At 47.8% G+C, this 14174-nt stretch carries 11 protein-coding genes; 8 read left to right on the forward strand and 3 right to left on the reverse strand.

What is annotated here, in order from left to right; translation table 11 throughout:
• Positions 1 to 2: 2 nt before the first annotated feature.
• Positions 3 to 1463 (reverse strand): Wadjet anti-phage system protein JetA family protein, encoded by a 1461-nt coding sequence (locus EY643_RS09790; protein ID WP_152662034.1) that lies wholly within the window; start codon positions 1461 to 1463, stop codon positions 3 to 5.
• 590 nt (positions 1464 to 2053) lie between these two features.
• Between EY643_RS09790 and EY643_RS09795 the strand changes: the two genes are divergently transcribed.
• Both EY643_RS09795 and EY643_RS19890 read left to right on the forward strand, forming a co-directional pair.
• The gene (locus tag EY643_RS09795; protein WP_152662035.1) at positions 2054 to 3046 is read left to right on the forward strand and encodes a hypothetical protein; all 993 of its coding nucleotides are present in this window, start codon (positions 2054 to 2056) and stop codon (positions 3044 to 3046) included.
• A 37-nt stretch (positions 3047 to 3083) separates the two neighbouring features.
• Positions 3084 to 3698, forward strand: a complete 615-nt coding sequence (locus tag EY643_RS19890; RefSeq protein WP_420841620.1) for a DUF6988 family protein — start codon at positions 3084 to 3086, stop codon at positions 3696 to 3698.
• A 26-nt stretch (positions 3699 to 3724) separates the two neighbouring features.
• Here the strand turns inward: EY643_RS19890 and EY643_RS09800 are convergent, their stop codons facing one another.
• On the reverse strand, positions 3725 to 4285 hold the full coding sequence (locus EY643_RS09800) for a GIY-YIG nuclease family protein (protein ID WP_152662036.1): 561 nt from the start codon (positions 4283 to 4285) through the stop codon (positions 3725 to 3727).
• A gap of 331 nt (positions 4286 to 4616) precedes the next feature.
• On the opposite strand from EY643_RS09800, the gene EY643_RS09805 reads away from it, so the two are divergent.
• The 6 genes from EY643_RS09805 to EY643_RS09830 all read left to right on the forward strand — a co-directional run bounded on the left by EY643_RS09805 (position 4617) and on the right by EY643_RS09830 (position 13103).
• The gene (locus EY643_RS09805) at positions 4617 to 6314 is read left to right on the forward strand and encodes a type I restriction enzyme endonuclease domain-containing protein (RefSeq protein ID WP_152662037.1); all 1698 of its coding nucleotides are present in this window, start codon (positions 4617 to 4619) and stop codon (positions 6312 to 6314) included.
• Between the two features lie 75 nt (positions 6315 to 6389).
• Complete coding sequence (locus EY643_RS09810; RefSeq protein ID WP_152662038.1) at positions 6390 to 7793, forward strand: Shedu immune nuclease family protein; 1404 nt, start codon at positions 6390 to 6392, stop codon at positions 7791 to 7793.
• Positions 7794 to 7860: 67 nt separating this feature from the next.
• Complete coding sequence (locus tag EY643_RS09815) at positions 7861 to 9561, forward strand: ATP-dependent nuclease (protein ID WP_152662039.1); 1701 nt, start codon at positions 7861 to 7863, stop codon at positions 9559 to 9561.
• The gene (locus EY643_RS09820; RefSeq protein WP_152662040.1) at positions 9561 to 10967 is read left to right on the forward strand and encodes a UvrD-helicase domain-containing protein; all 1407 of its coding nucleotides are present in this window, start codon (positions 9561 to 9563) and stop codon (positions 10965 to 10967) included. The genes EY643_RS09815 and EY643_RS09820 overlap by 1 nt, the downstream gene beginning before the upstream one ends.
• A 762-nt stretch (positions 10968 to 11729) precedes the next feature.
• Complete coding sequence (locus tag EY643_RS09825; protein WP_152662041.1) at positions 11730 to 12053, forward strand: hypothetical protein; 324 nt, start codon at positions 11730 to 11732, stop codon at positions 12051 to 12053.
• A 186-nt stretch (positions 12054 to 12239) separates the two neighbouring features.
• Positions 12240 to 13103, forward strand: coding sequence for an SDR family NAD(P)-dependent oxidoreductase (locus EY643_RS09830; RefSeq protein ID WP_152662042.1), 864 nt, complete (start codon positions 12240 to 12242; stop codon positions 13101 to 13103).
• Here the strand turns inward: EY643_RS09830 and EY643_RS09835 are convergent.
• Positions 13077 to 14168, reverse strand: a complete 1092-nt coding sequence (locus EY643_RS09835; RefSeq protein WP_152662043.1) for a hypothetical protein — start codon at positions 14166 to 14168, stop codon at positions 13077 to 13079. The two genes, EY643_RS09830 and EY643_RS09835, sit on opposite strands and share 27 nt — an antisense overlap.
• Positions 14169 to 14174: the final 6 nt, after the last annotated feature.

The following is a 14174-nucleotide window of genomic DNA, read 5'->3' on the forward strand; positions in this document are numbered from 1 at the left end:
CCTTAAAGCTCATTCTTATGTTGACGATCATCTCTTACCAATTCGATGGTGAATTCGTCATAACATCCATAGTATTCAGAATCAGTAACTTGGTTGCCTGTCGGGGTAACCCGAAACTCCAAATCTGAATTCAGATTATTCACTGCCCCAATCTCGATGACATGCGCCATCGCAATCAGGTCTTTCGCGTCATCGACTGACAGGTCGCGAGTTGATATCCGCTTGCCTGCCTTAAGCGAGCTCACAACATAATCACTGACGTGTTTTCGATTGATCATGAAGGCTTGATCAAGTACTTGCTGTATCATCAAGTCTCGCTGAGCGTCCTTATCGATAGCTTTCTGCTCATGTACTGAGCTATCCACCCATTGCTTCTGTTTGCGCTCATTGAGCCGTATCTGCTTAGGGTCTACCAGAGCAACGCTCATCGTAGCCATCAGATCGGAAGCTAGGGCCATGCGTTCTTCATAGTCCGAATCCGATAAATCGGATAACTCGGCACAAATCTCCACGAGATCATTATTGTTATGGCTGTTCATGTAGCTGATTTGACGGATGATGATGTCTGCTCTGCGGGTAAAACTGTTAAGTGAACGTCGCAGCGCAGGCAACATGATTTCTGATGCGTTCCGCATGCGCTGATCAATCGTTTCGAGAATATGAATGAGATAGGACCGCTCATGTTGACAAAGGTCTGGAACGGTCCTACGAAGTGACTTCTCTGCATCCGCCTTTTCTTCTCGGCTTTTCCTTTTGATTTTTCTTATCGATTTATTGATATCTTCGCGGTGTTTTTCGACGCTATCAGCAGAAAGTCGGACCGCTATATCCGGCGTAAAGCGTTTCTCCATAAAATCAAAAAAGTGGTCAGTGGCCTGTTGCGCTAGTTGCTGTGCTTCTACTTCCCGGACCAGTTCACGTTTACGTTCTTCTAGTTCAGAGATGACATCGGTAAAGTCCGTGATGATTCGTTCAGAGTACTCATAAGCATCTAGTAGATCATAGATCTCACCACGACGATGGAATGCCTCCAGGGCGTTGAGTGTATTGCGAGTATTGCGGTGTCGAGTACGAATCTGGGTATTGTCAGACTCTACCAGGGCGAGGGTAAAAATCCTGCCCATTCGGCTGAATGGAAATGTCGACTGCAAAGTGGCCGTATCCACTTGTTTTTCAAGCCATCCTGCCTCGAGAAGCTGGTTTAGTGTCCAGGTGGCTTGATCTCGATGTGATTTAAACCGCTGTTCCTTGGTGGCCCCTTCGTCTTCGAAGATATGGGAGGAGGAGCGTGCTATGGCTTCTTCAAAGATTTCTATTAGCTGCTCGCGGCTGAGGGAGGACCCATAATCCGCATTTGAGCTGTATTGACGTTCATAGAGCAGTGACAGGCACTGCACAACCTGCTCACGGTATTTGCTCGTCAGTGGCCTGAAAAAATTGAATCGTTCGTCAGTAAAAAACATGACTTACCGGTTTCCCTATTGGAACAGCAAGGGCTGTATATTTCTATAAGTCCTAGTGATGTTTTAGGCATTAGCCTTAATTCCAAGTGCTTTCCCGTAGATCCTTTACTGCTGAGTGATGAGGCGTAAGAGCGACAGCACTAAGCTAGATATTCCTTATCCTTTGGTCCCGGACATGACGTGGTATCAGTCGCAGAGAACTGCAAATTGTACGTTTTGCAACCAAATCACCTGTTCTGGGCAACTAATCAGGTTCAATAGTGGCGTTTCTTCTAGACTCATTAAGCCTAGGGTTTACCGAAAGATATTGATACTACTGTATATTTGAACATGTAGCATCCTGGCATAGGTAAGTTGGCCGATGTTTGTTTAAATTCTTTTTGAGGAGCTACAAGGATGACCCTAAATTCCCACGGCTACACCTCATACATGACACGGGAGTTTCTATACGAGCTCATCTGGACGACTCCACGTACTCAGCTTTCCAAGGTGTTTGCCATAAGTGATGTAGCCCTTACAAAGAAGTGCATCAAACACGACATCCCGAGGCCGCCCGTTGGGTATTGGGCAAAGGTCGCTCATGGAAACCAGTGAAGCGACCCAAGCTACCAGAAGGTGCCGAAGATCTCGAATTGGTTGAGTGTGTATACACGACTTCCCCGTCACCAACTGTGTTAGAAAAAGAGATTAACCGTCTCCCGTTGGATGATGAGCGTATAGCTGCCGCCATCAGTGCGACCCTACCAGAGTCACTGAGAAGCGCACATCCGCGCGTCCGGGCGTTTAAGTCATCCCTACTGAAGAAGCCCTTCAACCGCTATGGGTTTGTCGAGAGTCCTTATAACAGCAGTGACAGCCTAGACATAGTCGTTACGGAAGGCTCGCTACAGCGAGCCTGCTTGCTCACCAGCGGGCTGATCAAATTGTGTACAGCATTTGGTTGGGAGTTCGGCCATGCATCGCCTAAGTATGGACGGGGAAGGGGGGATACTTACTTCAGGATCGGTGAAGAGAATGTGAAATTTCGTATCAAAGAAAGGGTAACACAGCATAAGCGAGAGCTTACAAGAGAGGATATTCAGCATAAAAAGAAATGGGGATACGTGTCGGGACCCAAGCACGAATACGATCCAACTGGGAAGCTGACTTTCTCGATCGAAGGAATTGCAGCACCAGCAGATTATAAATTCAAATGGACGGACTCAAAGAAGAGACTAATTGAAGAATGCATCCCCGATATCATCGAAGCATTTATAGTGGCAGCAGAGCAGCAGGTCAACCGCACGAAGGAGCGTATAGAATCTAAACGACTCTACGAAATCGCGGCAGAAAAAAGGCGAAGAGAGGAGGCGAAACAGCGAAGGCAGCAGGAAATGATATCGGCACTAGTGGCGCTCGCTGAAGAGCATGAGCGCGTTGGTAAGATTAACACCCTTCTTGAAGATATGGCGAAGAGTTACCCAAATAACTGCAATGTTCAAACCTATATTGCTGAAGCGACGCGACTGCTTAGCGATTACGCCCCCTTATCGAACCCTGATCGATTTACCGATATATTTAAGCATAAGCCAGAATACTACTGAATAGAATTGGGCGGGAAGGAAAACTCTAGCGATCTACATGTGTGTATTTGAAGAAACGGACAGCCTTGCTAAGAAGTGGGGCCAGGTCATCCAGCTACCGCTGGCCAATAGCTCGGAGCGGCTGCAAGTCAGTGATGTCGCGGCCTCTTTGTCGCTCGAGTACTGGGAATCAGTACGCCTACTACTGCGAGACGACTTATTACCCTCAGCTGTAGTACTTCACCGGGCTCAATTTGAGGCTATTACGAGATCTCTATGGCTTGCCTATGCAGCCAGTGATACACAAGTCTCCAAATTGACTGTACATCTCTCGTTCGAATCAGAGCAAGCGGCGAAGAACATGCCTCAAGTCATGAAGATGATGGAATCACTAGAAAAAAGTGGCCCTCATGAGGCCTTCTCAGCCCTTGCCCGCTTTAAGGACAACTCCTGGAAAGCGTTGAATTCGTACGCGCACGCAGGGGTCCATCCAATCAGCAGACATCGGGACGGATATCCGACTGAATTACTTCAGGATGTTCTCCGAAATGCGAATGGGTTGGCCTTAATTTCTTGTATGCATGCAGTTGTTCTCTCAGGTCAACAAACGCTACAGCGCGACCTACTACAGATAGCTGCGGAATATCCAGAGTGCATGCCGCCGCCACTATAGGGCGGTCCCTAAGTGAAATACAATGACTACTCTTGAGAGCCATTACGTGAGGCTTGTGATCCACGACATGCAATTTCCCTGCATTCAACTCTGAGTTGAGATAACTGAGGAAGTGCCTTCTGATTATGCGCAGTATTCATTGGCGGAGCGAGTTTTCGGATCATAGCTTTCTCAACCTTGTGCTCAGGCATATCTGAAACAACCCAGGAAATTTCAAGGTTGGCATCTATCCAGGTGATAATCGCCGCCGTGTTCTCTGGCGAAAATTTGTAGTTTTTTTGGTTACTTTTCCCACAAAGAGAGCCCACGGGAGGTCGATAACCTAATGTAGCACCAAGCCCCCGAAAGAACGTGGCAGGGCTTTTATGTCGGAGTTCCTGGCGGAAGAGCCTTGTCTCTAGTGATTTCCTCGCGATGCCCAGATACAGCAGTCCACTTTGATCGATAGCACACCGCAGCCAACCTGGAAGATCACCAGAACAAGTAACGAAAATGGCGTAATACCCCGGACGATCAGGAATTACTTGACCACCGTATCTTGCCGGGATCCTCCGTGTTAATAGCTCCTCAGTGATTAGATCAATCATTTATATATACCCGGATTCGGTTCGCGGTAGGTCATAGGGGAATTTCTTGATCGCCGGGGCTCGTATATGGGTTGTAGCCTCGTCCAATGTATCCGGAGTCTCATTTTAATCAAAGTTCTGCCACACAGTGATGAAGCCCACGACTAGTGGCAAATTTTTGACTTTAGTTTTAGCTATGAGCACGCGCAAACCTTTGGATGGGCACACAAAAATACCATAATAATCAGGTGGATACAGGCACTATGACTCCGTGACATGAGGACAGTTAGTAACTCACGATTACTATGTTAGTGATTATTATCGACTACTATTAGTGCAGTGGAGGTGTCTCATGGAACAAAAAATTGAAGACATACGTTACATCGCCAGGTCCATTCTTGGCCGGTCCGACGATGAGACGGAAAGGTGGTTGTTTTCCCCTTGTCCAGAGCTAGGCTCAAGAATTCCCGCCATCGAGTGTCAGTACCTTGAAGGCGAGATGGCCGTGCTCAGGTGGCTCGCACGCACCGCCAAGCTCGAGAAAGAGATAACTGGCTGTAACGATACCCAGGAGGAGCTTGACTTACTACGCAAGCTGGACTGGATGCGTCAGACACTTGCTGCCGTAGTAGTGAGTGAGGAGCAGGGAGAGGTAGAGAAGTTCGCAAAATGGAATCTTGATATCAAACCGCATCGACAGCTAATCAAGCAGGGTTTCGAGACCACCGATGGCAAGCGAATTGACATGGAATCCGCCTTCAAGAGCGAAGAGCATCCCTTCCGTGTCGCGATAGTCTGTGCAATGTGGCTGACCGGCTTTGATGTGCCGAGCCTTTCAACGCTGTATCTGGATAAGCCGCTTAAAGCTCACACGCTCATGCAGGCGATAGCCCGGGCCAACAGGGTGTATGAGGGCAAAAATAACGGTCTTATCGTTGATTATTGCGGCATTCTAAAGAATTTACGGAAGGCACTGGCGACCTTTGCCGGATATAAAGGGGAGGGGGATGATACGACCGACCCGCCGCCGGGAAGTGACCCTACTAAGCCCAAAGAAGAGCTACTGGCGGATCTGGAGGAGGCCATCGAATCGGTGCGCGGCTATCTGGAGCATCGCTCATTCCGCCTTGAAGATGTGCTAGAGAAGACAGGCTTCGAGCGAAACAAAGCTATCATTGATGCTAAAGAAGCGATTAATGAAAGCGATGAAACTAGAAAGCGCTTTGAGATTATCTGTCGCGAGGTCTTCAAAAAGTTTAAAGCCGGCCTGTCAATCAAGGGCGTGAATGACTATCGCCATGCTTATGACGCTATCCACATTATCTATAAGAGCCTGAAAGACGATGTAGATAAAGCCGACATTTCCGATATTATGCAAGCGCTACACAAGATAGTCGAAGAATGCATCGAGCCCAAGGAAGTAAGAGATGCAAAAACCAGCAAGCTATATGACATTAGTCAGATCGATTTTGACCGACTTCGAAGAGAGTTCGAACGCTCTCCTGCGAGGAACACTACTGTCCACAGTCTAAAGGAAATTATCGAAAAGAAGCTTCTGATAATGTTAATGCAAAACCCTACGAGAATGGACTTCCAGCGGCGCTATGAGGAAATTGTTGATGAATATAACAACGAAAAGGATCGAGTTACCATTGAGCAGACTTTCGAGGCACTACTAATACTAGCTGTAGGATTAAGCGAAGAGGAAAAACGCGCTGTCAAAGAGGGGCTCAATGAAAAATCCCTGGCACTGTTTGATTTGCTGTTGAAGCCGGAGCTTGAGAAACGAGAAATCGAGCGTATAAAGAAAGTGGCAGAAGGTCTCTACAGGACACTAAAAGAAGAGCTAGCACGGCTCCATAACTTCACCGAGCGCCAAGGCGCAAGAGATCAAATTAAGGTGAAGATTAAGGACTTCCTCTGGGATGACAAGACTGGTCTCCCAGGGAGCTTCGCCCCGGAAGAAGTGGACGAGAAGACAGAAGCCGTCTTCCAACATCTAGTTCTTTCAGCGCGAAACGAGACAACTCGTTCTGCCTTCGAACTATAACGGAACTGTAAGGGATGTAGATATATGATTCTCGGCGAATCAAATTGCTGTAGGCCGCGAAGGAGTGCTTGAATAATGGCTCGAATTTATCCCACCAGAATTGGTGTTCCTGAGCCTGGTGAACTCTCCATCGAGGAATACCACTCAGGGTTTATTGGAGTCTTCTATATTCCACCTCACGAGCGCTTAAGAGAGGCGAGACTAAAATCTGAGAAGCCCGAACTATATAAGCGGCATATCCTAGATGTTGATATCACGAAAGACTTCGTATCAATCTATCCGCTGAATACACTGCCTCGAAACTCGGGTTTTCTCGAGCCGAAATATGATGTGGTTCGTAGTATAACGCTAGAAGGTTTTGGCTTCGGATTACCAGAATCAACTGAAGAAGTGATAGAAATGTTGGAAGAATTGCCTTCGGCATTTATAAAAGACTATGACTTTGGGTTGGGTTTATTGAAAGACTTCATGCCGATTATCGACTTTCTGGAGCAGGTAGGTATTGAGCACTTAGTAATTAGTAAGACAGCCGAGACTCACATTTCAGAAAAAGACTCGATATTCACAATGAAATATCGAGAGTTTGAGGAGTTCCGGAAAAGCATGAATAGAATTACGAATCGTGCACGTCTAGCATCAAAGAAGATAAAGTCAGTTACTACGAACAACCTAATCGCATATTTTCTTGATAATGAAGATTACCCGCAGAAGCCCTATTTTGTTGGCAACGATGCGTTAACAAGATTAATTGCAAGATCCTCACCTTCAATACCTCAAGGTCTTTCAAAGTCTGAGCAGAAAAAGGCCGTTGCTCTGATTGAAGAGAACAAGAAGGCAATTGCGAAAGATAGCCCGGAAAGTCTCGTTAAACTTCAGAATACGATAGAGCTTGTTACTTTGGAGCAGCTGATTGAGAAGTATGAACGGATGATGCAGCGCCGATTGTCAGAGAGTCACTGGCAGAATTTGCTCAATCAGAACCCGTTCATTCTCAATCTGGCGTTCGGTTATCCCATTGTAAAAATCCATGATCAAGCTTCGGTTGGCGGAAGAAAGTTAACCGGAGAGGGGGATAAGATTACTGACTTTTTGGTTAAAAACAGTATGACAAACAATTGTGCAATATTCGAAATAAAAACGCCTCAAACAAAGCTACTGAACAAGACGCCATACCGTGAAAGTGTCTATACACCATCCAAGGATGTGGCTGGCTCTGTTAATCAAGTGCTAGACCAGAAATACAAATTCCAAAAAGAAATTGCGATGTTAAAGGAGAACACTGGAATTTACGACATGGAGGCCTATGCAACACAATGTGTTTTGATTGTCGGAACTGTTCCTGAAGATAAAGAGGAGAGAAAGTCATTTGAGCTTTTCCGAAGAAATTCAAAGGATGTAGAGATAGTCACATTTGACGAACTACTAAACAAGCTTAAAGATTTGCGTGATTTTCTGTTAGAAGATAGCGAGAGCAGCTGATAACGCCAGGATAATTCCCAGAAAAACGGTACGACTTAAATTTTAGAAAGGACTCACGAGACGTAGTATGACTAGGATTGTCGAATTATCAATTGAAAACTTTAGAGGCATTAGCTCATTCTCGCAAATGTTTGATAGAGACGTGGTTTGTCTGGTCGGGCGAGGCGATGCTGGGAAAACGAGCATACTCGATGCAATAAACTATGTCCTTTCCTCTGCATGGAACTTGCCTATTTACGATACAGATTTCTACGGCCTAAATACCAGTAATGCGCTCGTGATATGTGTTTCGTTGTCTGATGTTCCTGAAGAGCTTCTGACAGAAGGAAAGTATGGTCTATTCATAAAAGGATACTTGCCGGATATAGGACGCGTCACAAACGAGGTTTCCTCTGAAACCATCCCCGCATTGACCATAGAGCTTCGTGTCGAGGAAGACCTTGAGCCTAAATGGCGTGTATTAAGTGGAAGAGCAGGGCAAGCGAAAGATATATCAGCTCGAGATCGAGCCAAACTGAATTGCTTCATGATCTCAGACTATGTAGATAGCCACTTTTCCTGGAACAAAGGAAATCCTCTGTATGCGCTCTTCAAAAACGAAGCCCCTGACGAACAACAGGAAAAGGTTGTTTTAGAAGCAATTCGCGAAGCCAAGTCAAAACTTGATAGCGCTGCTTTTCAACATTTTGAAAGTGTCACGGGATCTGTAAGGGACCATGCCGCAATATTAGGTCTAGATATTGATGCAATCCAAACGACTCTTGACTTCAAAGACATGAACATAAAAGAGGGAAAGGTTAGTCTTCATCTAGGAAATGTACCCTTCAGGCTGATGGGCAAGGGGTCGAAACGTCTTGCTTCGATGGCTATACAAACCGCAGTAGCAAGAACTGGTGGCATCGCTCTCATAGACGAAGTAGAGCAGGGATTAGAGCCGGACCGGGTCAAGCACGTTGTTAGAGCCTTGCAGACTGGTAGTCCAGGCCAGGTGATCATGACAACACATTCTCGTGATGTTGTTACTGAACTAGAAGTAGGTAGTTTACTCATAGTGCACAGTGATAGAAGTACGGGGACAATCAAGTCTGAATATCTTGATATCGATAGCACTAAAATCCAGGGTGTCGTTCGTGCTTGCCCCGAAGCTTTTTTTGCCAAGAAGGTGATAGTCTGTGAGGGGGCGACTGAAGTTGGAATTTGTCGTGCGATAGACAAATACCGAATTTCGAAGGAACGAACACCTATGTCTTTTAATGGGTGTGCGTATGTAGACGGGACAGGAAATTCTTTCTCTAAAAGAGCGATCGATATTTCACAGGCAGGCATAAGTGTGTCTGTGTTATGTGATTCAGATGTGGATCCCAAACCTTCTAAAGATGCTATGAGGAGCGAGTCTATAGCGATCTTTGACTGTGAGTCCGGAAACTCAATCGAGTCGCAGGCATTCCGAGACCTCCCATGGAGCTCAATTCTCAAGGCTGTGGAGTATGTCATAGATTCTCAAGGACGGACGGTTGCGTCAATAGACGATGCCTTACGAAGTAAATGCGAACCGCCTACTGTATTTAGTGAGAACTGGCGGGATACTGATACCCCAGAAATACGGAAAGCTCTCGCTGCTGTCTCAGTAGTCAGGGACAAAGAGTGGTTTAAGCGAATAGATCACGGTGAAAAATTTGGAAACATAATACTTAGCTCCCTGTTAGAGATGGAAGGAAAATCGCTTCGCGCAATCATTGAAGGGCTTAATGAGTGGATTGATGAGTAATGGACTATTCGTCTTTTCTTTCACACGATAAGGTGCTGTTGGTAGCTCCCGCCGGCTATGGAAAGACCTTCACTCTTGCTCAGTGTTTGAAGCACACCACGGGAAAGAGCCTTATTCTTACTCATACACATGCCGGTGTCGCATCTATTAAGAAAAAGCTAAAGGATGAGCAGGTAGATACTGCCAAGTTTAACGTTGAGACGATAAGCAGTTTTGCGCAGAAGTATGTACAGTCATTCTACTCTGGTTCAGATGCGCCAGAACAGGATGATAGAAAGAATTATCACCCATTCATCCTCACTAAAGCGATCGAGATCCTCTCAATTTCAGCCGTTCATCACGTTGTCACAGCGAGCTATACAGGCATCTTTGTCGATGAGTATCAAGACTGCACACACGAACACCATTCACTAATTATGACTCTTGCGAAGCACCTTCCGCTTCGAATTTTTGGTGACGCCTTGCAAGGCATATTCAACTTCAACGGTGACCTGGTGGATTTTTCTTCGGATTTAGATGATTTCTATCGATTTCCGCCGCTCTCAACGCCCCATAGATGGGAGCTTGCTGGGAATGCAGCACTTGGCAAAGCGCTGGACACAATTAGAAGAAACCTCGAAGAGGGGGAAGACATTGACCTGAGCCGGTACGACACCACCATTGAATATGTTAATGGATCAACTGGTTATTATGTCCCGGGCAGCCCTCCAGCGCAGAAAATAAAGGATGTCAGAAAAGAAGGAAGTCTTCTGATTATTCATCCCAATACTGTGAATCTTGAGCCACGATTAAAGTTTTCTAGTCGCTATAAGGACATTACGCCTATCGAAAGTATCGATGACAAAACCTTCTATAGGCTCGCTCGAGCCGCTGACGAGTTTGATGCAACTGAAAAATATCCAGTGCTTAAAAAATTGGCCGGTGAACTGTATACCAAAACAGAAGTGGACAAGTGGTTCGGTCCTTCCGACTTTAAGAATAAACGCGGCGATGCAGCAAAAGGCCATGTAAACGATTTGAAGAACTGCCTTGGAGGAGGGGGGAGCCTTAGGACTCTATCAGCGGCTCTCGAAAAGGTAGCAGACTTGCCTGCTTTTTCATGCACAAGGAAAGAGCTTTTGCGCAGCCTCAATAAGGCGATTGACATTGCTATGGCCAAAAATCTTTCTGTGTATGAAGGCATGAAGGAGCAGCGAAATAATGTACGGAGAGCGGGTCGAAAGATAGAGGGCAGGCATATTGGCACCACGCTTCTTACCAAGGGGCTTGAATTCGATACAGTTGTCGTTCTTGATGCCCATAGGTTTGAGTGCCCTAAACATCTATATGTAGCTCTGACACGCTGCCGAAAAAGACTCGTGGTCATTGCTAACACCCAAAAATTGTCTCCCTACAGACCCTCCTAAGTTCAGCACAAGGTTCCAACAGCCCACAATTCAAACTTAGTGCATCTACGCACTGGACCAGAGGAAAGTAAAGCTGGCCATATATCTCGGGGAGGTTACCCCTAGCGTAGGCCTTTCCTGAACGCATCGCCTTTGGTGCCTAGTACCGTTCACCCCAAGAATTCACATGAATTCAAGGAAATAGGGCATCAGGTATCTCAATCTCACATGTGCCCTGAATCTCATAATTAATGCTGTTTTACACATCGCTGTGGACAACTACGTGTCCAAATATTCTATTTAACATAATATATATTATGCGCATATGTGGATAAATCCACCGAAATGGTCCTATTGGCTGAAACCGCTCTATTTAAGCGTTAAAACGGGATCTGAACTGATACCTGGGTCAGATATGGGAACTCGCCTGCTGGATGATGGTCGATCTATTACGCGTCCTAAAAACACAGCTTGATGCAAACGTTCACCGCAGAACCGGCCAGGCAAGATAGATTGCATCGAGGAATACTGTTGGCCGCGATCTGCTCACTGGTTGTTCATGCAGTGGCTATTTTGTTTGCGTCAGACGGAGATGATTCGCTCGGCGTTATCCGTGCCAAACCAAGGCCGGTCTCTGTGTTTCTATCCACAGTGAGAGCTCAACCACCGCCATCCAGGGCCCAGGTATCGAAGGATGAAAATACCGCTGCTGATCACACAGCTATAATTGACCTGAGCAGGCCCAATACCCCCGCTAATGCAATTCCAGGCCAAAAACAGCCCTTGCCAGAATCCCCCGAACACCGCCTGGATTTAAGCTATGGCGCGATTCGGCACGCTATTAACCAGATCAACGAAGCTTTGGAAAAGCCCCGCACCCTGACGGATAACGGCGCCGTGGTCATGGACGTTGCTCTCCTTAAGTCACTGAATGAAGCCCAGCGACAAATAGCCATGAACATAGACAGCCTCCCTGATCTGAATGGCTTCGAAGGTGGCAGCTGGGTAAGCATGGTGAGGGTTGATGACCATTGTTTTCGGGTACGTCAGGCGAATCCGCTTGAGCCCATGTCACGGGAGACCTGGCACAGGACGCCTTGCAAATAATTGCAATGAACGCGACCCGCTCTGACCTGCACCTAATAATGTTATTATGTTAAATACTACGCTCTTCTGAGTGTCCAAGTTCTCCTGTGTTGGTCTTTAGGCAACCGGCGCATAATGCAGGTGTATCGACTGGCAGTGATCCACTGCTAGCTAACTCTCGCCATTTGGATAACGGAAGCAAAAACGATGAGAAACATATTGGTTACTGGTGCCAACAAGGGGATTGGCCTCGCTGTCGTAGAAGAATCGCTACGCCGTCACGCCGATGTCCAGATGTTGCTGTGCTCACGCGACCCCGCCCGGGGCGAACAGGCGCTGGCAACTCTCATTCAAAGGGACGCCTCGTGGCGGGATCGGGTCTCTGCCGTGACACTCGACGTTGCCGATGAGGAATCGGTGCGAAGAGCCAGGGGCACCCTCCTCGCTCAACAGCCAAACTTAACGCTTCACGGTATCGTTAATAACGCGGGCCTTGGGTTGGGTACTGTTGCCCAGACGATCGATGTGAATCTTCTTGGCATCCATCACGTGTGTGAGGCATTCGCACCGTTAGTCGGCCCCGGTGGACGCATTGTTAATGTGACTTCTGCCTCTGCCGCCAACTTTGTTGCGAACTGTAGCCCTGAACGACGGGCTTTCTTCACAGATCCAGACATCAGCTGGACTCAACTGGCAGACTTTGTCCGCACCTGCGGTGAGTTGGAACCGGCCAGACTGGCTGAGTTCGGCTTTATGAGTGATTCGCCCTATGGTTTTTCCAAGGCCTGCGCCAACAGTTATACGCTTTGGCTGGCACGCCAGCACCCTGCACTGTATGTAAATGCGTGCACGCCGGGATTTATTGAGACTGATCTCGGAAAGGAATTCCTCGGTACACGCTCGCCTGCTGAGGCCGGCATGCGCCCAGCAAGTGAAGGCGCACACGTCATCCTGGAACTGTTGTTTGGCCAACCTCGCGGCACTGGGCACTACTATGGCAGCGACGCTCTTCGAAGCCCCATGGATCGCTACCGCGCGCCAGGATCAGCGGAATTCACTGATCGGGACTGAGATCATCCGGTCGCCGGCAAAAGAACCCATGTACACCCTGCCCGCCTGGGGAACGGCAATAGTTGCAGCCCCCATGGGTGAGCCTTTGCCCGCGTACACAACCTCAAACGACTGCATGTCCTCGGGGTCAATGGCCACAATTTCATAGGCTAGCCCGCAGGCATCGTAGGGCTCGCTTAAGCAAGACAGTGTATTCAGCAGTTTGTCGGTGTGTGTGGCCACCCACAGCCTGCCATCGTCTCCCCAGGCGCTGTTATCAGCGCTCGCAACGGGCGCACGATCAACGATTTCAGCCGTCGCAATGTTTACTTTCCAAACCTCGCCGGTCATATACATATTGGCGAACACGTGCTGATTGTCCGCTGAAATTTCGATGCCGTTGGGTTGTATGGCTTCAGTGCCTGCAATGATTGAAGGCTCCCTCCCTTGCTGCCACCGCCACAGATCCCCGGTTTCAATGCCGAGCAGACCTTTGGCTGTAGCAAGATTCATGTTCGTCTTGAACATGCGGGTGTAGATGATGTCTCCGTTATTCATACCGACAACATCGTTTATGAATGTATCGGCCAATGGTTCGATACAGCCGCGCCAGCGCAACGAGGTTTCAGTGCCCTCTCCCATCAACTCGAACAACTCAATGGACTCACGACCACCTGCATGGTTCACCACCAGGTAGCGCCACGACCCGTCGTCGAGGCGGTGCAGGTGTGTGCCGTGAGGGCTCAGTGTTGAAGCTTCGGGGAGTACACATGCCGGGTCGCCCCAACGATCTTCGGTGTCGGCGATCTCGGACGCTGCGGTGATAAGCGGGGTCAGCATTTCCGTACGCGTGTCGAACAATGAAATACCGCCTGCTCCCTTACCCATATGGCCGAAGTGCGCAAGGAGCAGGTGGCGCTCATCTGGAAGCGCTGCAATATCTTCGGGTGTGCCGATATCACAATAGGCGCGGGTATTTCCCTTCGATTCGCACCCCTCTACAAGCATATGCGGATCGCTACAGCCAGAGATCAACCATCCAAGGCAGAGAGCGGTGAAGAGTCTAAAGCTTATGGGTGACGGCATTGTATT

This window comes from Halioglobus maricola, assembly GCF_009388985.1.
Lineage (GTDB): Bacteria > Pseudomonadota > Gammaproteobacteria > Pseudomonadales > Halieaceae > Halioglobus > Halioglobus maricola.